This window comes from Micromonospora sp. ATA51, from assembly GCF_016802855.1.
In the GTDB taxonomy this organism is placed as follows: domain Bacteria; phylum Actinomycetota; class Actinomycetes; order Mycobacteriales; family Micromonosporaceae; genus Micromonospora; species Micromonospora sicca.
Window position 1 is genome coordinate 1 of the sequence record NZ_JAEVHJ010000345.1, and the last position, 6730, is coordinate 6730.

Here is a 6730-nt window from a genome sequence, read left to right on the forward strand (position 1 = left end):
GTAGATCGCCTCGTGACTGATGCGCATCGACTCATCCTCCGGAAACTCGGCCCTGAGCCTTCGGGAGATCTGCTCCGGACTCCACCCGTTCACCCATGCAGGCCGTACTCCCAGCGCGGGTCGTAGCCGAGCTCCTCGTGGCCCCAGGTGGTGATGCCGAAGGGCGGGTGGCAGAGCACGGCGTCGACGGTGCGGCCGGGGAACGCGTCGGCCCGCAGCGAGTCGCCGGGGCGGACCTCGCCGGGCACGTCCCGCAGGGCGAGCCAGAGTCCGGCGAGCCGGGCGAGGGACTCGTCGAGTTCCTGCCCGTACGCGGAGGTGCAGCCGGCGCGGACGGCGGCCCGGAGGGTGGCGCCGGAGCCGGCGGCCGGGTCGAGCACGGCGCCGCCGCCGACGTCGGCGAGCCCGACCATCAGGTCGGCCAGGTCGTCGGGGGTGGCCCAGGGCCGGCCGGGGCCGGGAGCGGAGAAGCGCTGCCACAGCTCGTCGAAGGCGGCCTGCGGGCCGAGGTCGTCGGCGAGGGCGTCGATCTCGGGTAGCAGGTCGGCCAGCCGTCGGTCGACCTGCCGGCGTGATGGGCGTTCGCCGCGTTGCCGGGCGAGCAGCAGGGCGCCGACGGCCGCGAGCGCGTCGGCGGCGGTGTCGGTGGTCGGGGCCAGGTGCCGCCAGAGCCGGTCGACGGGTGAGAGCTCGGGGAGTTTGCCCTGGCCACGTAGCCACTGCTCGACCTGGATCAGGTCGAACTCGGGGCTCGCCGGGGTCCCGCCCACCGGGGTGGGGAAGTCGGGGTGCCGTTTGCGCCAGTTGCTGACTGCGGCACGGCCGACCCCGGCGAGCCGGGCGATCTCCGCTGCCGTGATGGTCGGTGTCTCATGCACCTCCGAAGTGTGTCACACCTGTCAAGCATCGTGCTTGTTGACACGGTTCACAGATGATGCTCTCATTGACGTCGTCACGTTCACAGCAGGAGGAAACGATGCGCAAGACCACGACCCTCGCCCTGATCGCCACCGGCCTCGTCGCCCTGGGCTGCGGCTCCGGCGCCACCGACGACGCCACCGGCAGCAAGGCCGACGCCGGCGGCGCCAAGGGCGAGGACAAGCCGGCGAAGACCGCGAAGATCGGCCAGGCGGCCCGGGATGGGAAGTTCGAGTTCACGGTCAAGTCGTCGAAGTGCGGTGTCGCGAAGGTCGGCACCTCGATGCTCGGCGACAAGGCCCAGGGCCAGTTCTGCCTGATCACGATCAACGTCAAGAACATCGGCAAGGAGCCGCAGACCCTCGACGGCAGCAGCCAGAAGGCCTACACCGCCAACGGCACCGAGTACTCGTCCGACACCGAGGCCGGCCTCTACGCCAACAAGGAGCAGAGCACCTTCTTCGAGGAGATCAACCCCGGCAACCAGGTGACCGGCGTGTTCGTCTTCGACATCCCGAAGAACGTGAAGCTCACCAAGCTCGAGCTCCACGACTCCATGTTCTCCGGCGGCGTGACCGTCTCCCTCGCCTGATCCACCGCTCGACCTGGGGCGGGCGCCACCGCCCGCCCCACTCCCCCGGGCACCCCGCCCACCACGGCAGTTCACAGAGGAGACCGCCATGACCGACCCGATGCCGCCCGACCAGCCCGCCGAGCACTCCACCGCTCCGATTCAACTCATGCCGCCGGCGGAGGCCGCGAACCTGGCTGACGCGGCCGAGCCTGACAGAGTCGATCACCGGCCCGCCCCTGCCCTGAACGGTCGCACCATCTTGCTGATCGCGGCCGGCGCTCTGGTGGCGCTGATGGTCGCCGGCACTGGCCTCTTCCTGGCCCTCTCCGAGAAGAATCCAGTCCCATCACCCCTCGTCGAGAAGAAGTCACCGTTCGTACTGGCCAAGGAGAAGTGCGGCAGCACCATCGGCAGCGACGTCGAGCTGGGCGACGAGGGAAGAACCCTGACCCTGCACGGAGACGGCGAGGAGAGCAGCGGGCTCAGCTTCGACAAGCTGGAGTGCTACTGGTCGGAACTGAAGATGCCCGACTCGGTCAAGGAGGAACTCCTGGCCACCCGCGCTCTCGACGGCCGGCAGAGCGGCGACTGGGACGGCGTCCACGCGTCCTGGAGCTACCACCCGGACAACGGTCTGCAGATGGTCTTCACCCTCTCCGACTGATCTGACCCGGTCCCATCCCTGCGGCGCGCGGCCGGCTGGCGGTTGATTCGTTCACGACATCAGCTCCACAGCGCGCCAGCGGCAATTCCGTCCTCAGCCACCGCCCACCGGGCGGGCCGACGAGCCGTCGGCCCGCGGACACCACGCGCCTGGAGGCGACGATGACTCTCCCCCGTCCCAACTCGGTACGCACAGTCTGGGCCGGTCCCGGTCTGTGCCCACGCCGGCCGGCCGGACTCTTGCTGGCCGCGACGCTGGCGACCGTCGGCCTGGCCGGCTGCGGAGGCGACAACAGGACCACCGCCAGCCTCCCTACCGCATCGGCCAGCCCTTCGGCCTCGGCGAGCGCATCCCCGACCCCGACGCCGAGCCCGACGCCGCCCGCCGACCGGGACGGCGACGGCATCCCCGACAGCAGCGACACCTACCCAGACGACCCGAAGAACGTCCCGCAGCAGGAGCCGTTTGTCCTCACCTGCTACCTCACCGAAGCCTTCAGCGAGAGTTCGCCGTTCACCATCCTCACCGGCAAGGACGGCCGGCCGGACTTCACCGAGGTGTGGGCCGCAAAGGCGGTCTCCTGCGAAGTGGGTCAGGAGATCCAGCCGGTCAGCCCGGTCGAGAAGGCGGCCTACAAGACCTCGAAGTACGACGACGGCAACATCTCCGTCCTGTACGAGATGTGCGGAGAGGTCGATGCCGACGACCCGCGTGCCGAGGCGGGGTTCGCCGCGAGCAGCGAGCAGATTCCCGAGATCAACGCGGCGCTGACCCTCTGCCCCACCCACCCGTACGCGAAGAAGTGGCGGCAGGCCGTCCAGCGTGGCCAGGTCGACGCGGACCTGGAGGCCCAGGGGCGGCTGTTCGACTCCGGCACCTACCGGGTCGGCAAAGACATCAAGCCCGGCACCTACGTCACCCACGACGTCGATGGCTGCTACTGGGAGCGCCAGAACAGCTCCGGAGACATCATCGACAACTACTTCACCAACGGCGCCCGCCGCGTGCAGGTCACCATCCGCTCCTCCGACTACGCCTTCCACTCGGAGAACTGCGGCGAGTGGCGCCCCGCTCGCTGACGCCGTTTGCCCGACCATCCCTTTTGCCGACAACAAGACGTCAGGAGGCGTCGTGCGTCCCGATGAGTTCCTCCGCGCCCTGGACCTGCTCCCCGCTTCCCTGCACGACCGCGCCCTCGCCCTGCGCGCCTACGTCAAGCCCCGGCGCTGCGAGACCTGCCAGGCCGTCGCCGATGCGGTCCGGGTGGCGCTGACCGCCGTCCACTACGACGAGCTCGGCTCGGCGGCGCAGCTGCTCGACACCGCCGAGCAGCTCGCCACCCGGCACCACCACGCCTGCCGGCCGGAGCACCAGCCGGGCCGCGGCCAGGTCCGCCGCTGGGCGGAGACGTCCGCGCCGCTGATCGCCGCGACCGACGCCAGCTGGAAGGGGCGCGCCGGCGGCATCGGGTACGTCGCCAGCGACGGCCGCTACGGCCTGCGCAGCCGTCGCCCAGGCCGCGTCGACCCGACCGGTTTCTCCCGGGTGCTGGTCAGCGAGCTGCGGGCGGTCGAGTTCCTGTTCACCGCGTACGACACCCCGCCGGTCGGCATGACGGTGCTGGTGGACAGCCTTCCGGCGCTGGGCTACCTGCACCGCTGGCAGGGCGGCGAGACCGGGGCGATGCCCGCCGGCTATGACCTGCGGCCCCGTCACGCGGGCATGAAGCCCACCCTGGTCCGGCTCGCCGAGCTCGTCGCCAGACGCCCGGATCTGACGTTCACGCACGTCAAGGCGCACGCCCACCATGCCCTGAACGAGGCGGCCGACAGTCTGGCGCACATGGCGCGCCGCCGGGTCGAGGAGCCGTTCGACGTACGCGCCCGGGCGCACGACCTGGTCGAGGCGTTCCTGCGCGACTGGCATGTTGCGCTGCCGGTCTGACCGCCGATCCATAGATAAGTGCAACTTCACCGCGTCGCCGCGCCACCACCGCCAGCGAACCGGCACGAGCCCGAGCCGCCGGCACCGCCCGCCCTCCCCAGACCCGCATCAGCACCCATCGGAGGTCGCCTGATGAACCGCACCGAACCCCTGGTCGAGCTGATCTTCGACCGGCTCGCCGCCGACCACGTACCCGATGACACCGCCGACGTGGTCCTCGCCGCGCTCAGCGGCGAGGCCGACCTGGACGCCGCGCTCGCCGGCGAGCCGACCGCGTTGGAGCCGCAGCGTCCGGCGGCGGACCAGCCGCAGGAGCGGATCTGGCTCTCGTCGGTCACCGTCGCCGGCTTCCGCGGCGTCGGCCCGGAGCGCACCCTCGCCGTCGAACCCGGCCCGGGGCTGACCGTGGTGGTCGGCCGCAACGGCTCCGGCAAGTCCAGCTTCGCCGAGGCGGTGGAGCTGACCCTGACCGGAGACAGCGCCCGCTGGGCCGACCGCAACAGCGTCTGGCGTGCCGGGTGGCGCAACCTGCACGCCGGCGAACCGTGTCGGATCGCCGTCGAGCTGCGGGTCGACGGGGTCGCCACGCCGACCCGGGTGGTCCGCTCCTGGCCGGTCGGGGCAGAGCTGGGCGAGGCCGAGGTGACCGTGACCAGCGCTCGCGGTACCCACAAGGACCTCGCCGAGCTGGGGCTGGCCCGGCCGCTGGAGCTGTACCGGCCGTTCCTCACCGCCGCCGAGCTGGGCCGGCTCACCGCCGGCACGCAGAGCCAGCTCTTCGACGCGATCTCCGCGATCCTGGGCCTGGAGGCAATCACCGACGCCGACCGCCGGCTGATGGCCGCCACGCGGCCCATCGACGCCGCGATCAAGGACGTACGCGGACAGCGCGCCGCCCTCGCCACCACCCTGGCCGAGGTGCCCGACGACCGGGCGCGCCGGGCGGCGGCGCTGCTCGCCGCGAGCCGCCCCGACCTGGCGGTGCTGACCGCGATCCTCGACGAGCCCGAGGAGCCGACCGCGGACGAGGCCGTGCTGCTCTGCCGGCGGCTCGTCGGGATGCAGCTGCCCGACGCCGACGAGGTGGCCCGGCTCGCCGGGCAGCTGCGCGAGGCCACCGCCGAGGCGCGCCGACACGACGGCGGGCGGTCGCGGGCGTCGCTGCGCAGCGCCGAGCTGCTCCGACTCGCCATCGAGCACCACGACGACCGAGGTGGTGGGCCGTGCCCGGTCTGCGCGACGGGCAGCCTCGACGGCGACTGGCGGACCAGCGCGGCCGCGTCCTTGGCGGAACTGCGCGACCGTACGCTCGCGGCCCAGGCCAGCGCCGCGCGACTGACCGCGCTGCTACAGCGGGCGCACTACCTGATCGACGACCTGGACGTGCCCGACGACGGCGCCGCGGGGGTGCCGGTCGACGGGCTGCAGGCGGCTGCGGCGGCGCTGCGGCTGGCGCCGGGTGGACCGGAGGAGCTGGCCGACCATCTGACCGCGCGGTACCCGGCAGTGCTCGCGGCGGCGCAGGCCGCGCAGGCGTACGCGAAGGGTCTGCTCCGCCAGCGCGACACCGGCTGGCAGGCGGCGGCCGGCGACCTGCGGACCTGGCTCGCGGCAGCCGGAAAGTTGCCGGAGCGGGAGCGGACCCTCACCCGATTGAACGCCGCCCGGAACTGGTTGAAGGCCACGGCGACCGAGCTGCGCAACCAGCGGGCCGCGCCGTTCGCCGCGCACTCGCAGCGGATCTGGGCGAAGCTGCGCCAGGAGAGCAACGTCGAGCTCGGGGCGATGACCCTGGAGGGGGCGAACACGCGGCGGCGGGTGGTCTTCCCGGTCAGCGTCGACGGCACCGACAACGGCACAGCGCTGGGCGTGATGAGCCAGGGCGAGATGCAGGCGCTCGGGCTGGCAACGTTCCTGCCGCGCGGCTGCGCGCCGGAGAGCCCGTTCCGGTTCATCGTGGTCGACGACCCGGTGCAGAGCATGGACCCGTCGAAGGTCGACGGGCTGGCGCGGGTCTTCGCCGAGCTGGCCGAGCAGCGGCAGGTGGTGGTCTTCACCCACGACACCCGGCTGCCCGAGGCGGTGGAGCGGCTGAACCTGGGCCAGGCCCGGATCGTCGAGGTGAGCCGCGCCGAGCGGTCGGTGGTGACGCTGCGGCCGGGCTCCGACCCGGTGACCCGCTACATGGACGACGCGTACGCGCTGGCGCGCAACGAGGAGATCGCCGCCGAGGCGCGCGGTCCGGTGGTCGCGGAGCTGTGCCGCTCGGCGATCGAGGCGGCCTGCCACCGGATCGTCTGGCGGCAGCGGGTGGCCCGGGGGGTGCCGCACGACCAGATCGAGGCGGCCATCGTGGCCGCGTCCCGGCGGCTGACCACCACCGTCGCGTTGGCGCTCTTCGACGACGCCGAGCGGGGCGGTGACGTGCTCGGGTATCTGAGTCGCCGGCACGGGCCGCGGACGGTGGGCGCGTACCAGGCGTGCAAGGAGGGCGTGCACGGGGCGTACCTGGCGGACCTCCCCGGCCTGGTCGCGGACGCCGCCACCTCGCGGCGGTCCTGTCGTGACCGCTCCTGGAGGTGCCGGGGCGGCCGCGCCGACCCCGCGGCGCTGCCTGGCGGCGGCCGACC

At 72.5% G+C, this 6730-nt stretch carries 6 protein-coding genes; 5 read left to right on the forward strand and 1 reads right to left on the reverse strand.

Translation table 11 applies throughout. The features are described 5' to 3' along the window. Positions 1-89: 89 nt before the first annotated feature. Positions 90-878, reverse strand: coding sequence for an N-6 DNA methylase (locus tag JNW87_RS41795; protein WP_375373575.1), 789 nt, complete (start codon positions 876-878; stop codon positions 90-92). 98 nt (positions 879-976) lie between these two features. On the opposite strand from JNW87_RS41795, the gene JNW87_RS32445 reads away from it, so the two are divergent. The 5 genes from JNW87_RS32445 to JNW87_RS32465 all read left to right on the forward strand — a co-directional run. Then, the gene (locus JNW87_RS32445; protein ID WP_109800098.1) at positions 977-1510 is read left to right on the forward strand and encodes a DUF4352 domain-containing protein; all 534 of its coding nucleotides are present in this window, start codon (positions 977-979) and stop codon (positions 1508-1510) included. Between the two features lie 88 nt (positions 1511-1598). Then, positions 1599-2156: a hypothetical protein gene (locus JNW87_RS32450; protein ID WP_109805519.1), complete on the forward strand. Its 558-nt coding sequence runs from the start codon at positions 1599-1601 to the stop codon at positions 2154-2156. Positions 2157-2317: 161 nt separating this feature from the next. Beyond that, positions 2318-3235: a hypothetical protein gene (locus JNW87_RS32455; protein WP_146231282.1), complete on the forward strand. Its 918-nt coding sequence runs from the start codon at positions 2318-2320 to the stop codon at positions 3233-3235. A 52-nt stretch (positions 3236-3287) separates the two neighbouring features. Further along, positions 3288-4100, forward strand: a complete 813-nt coding sequence (locus JNW87_RS32460; RefSeq protein ID WP_109805521.1) for a hypothetical protein — start codon at positions 3288-3290, stop codon at positions 4098-4100. 132 nt (positions 4101-4232) lie between these two features. Beyond that, positions 4233-6730 (forward strand): AAA family ATPase (locus JNW87_RS32465; RefSeq protein WP_238454991.1); only part of this gene is annotated, 2498 nt, incomplete at its 3' end.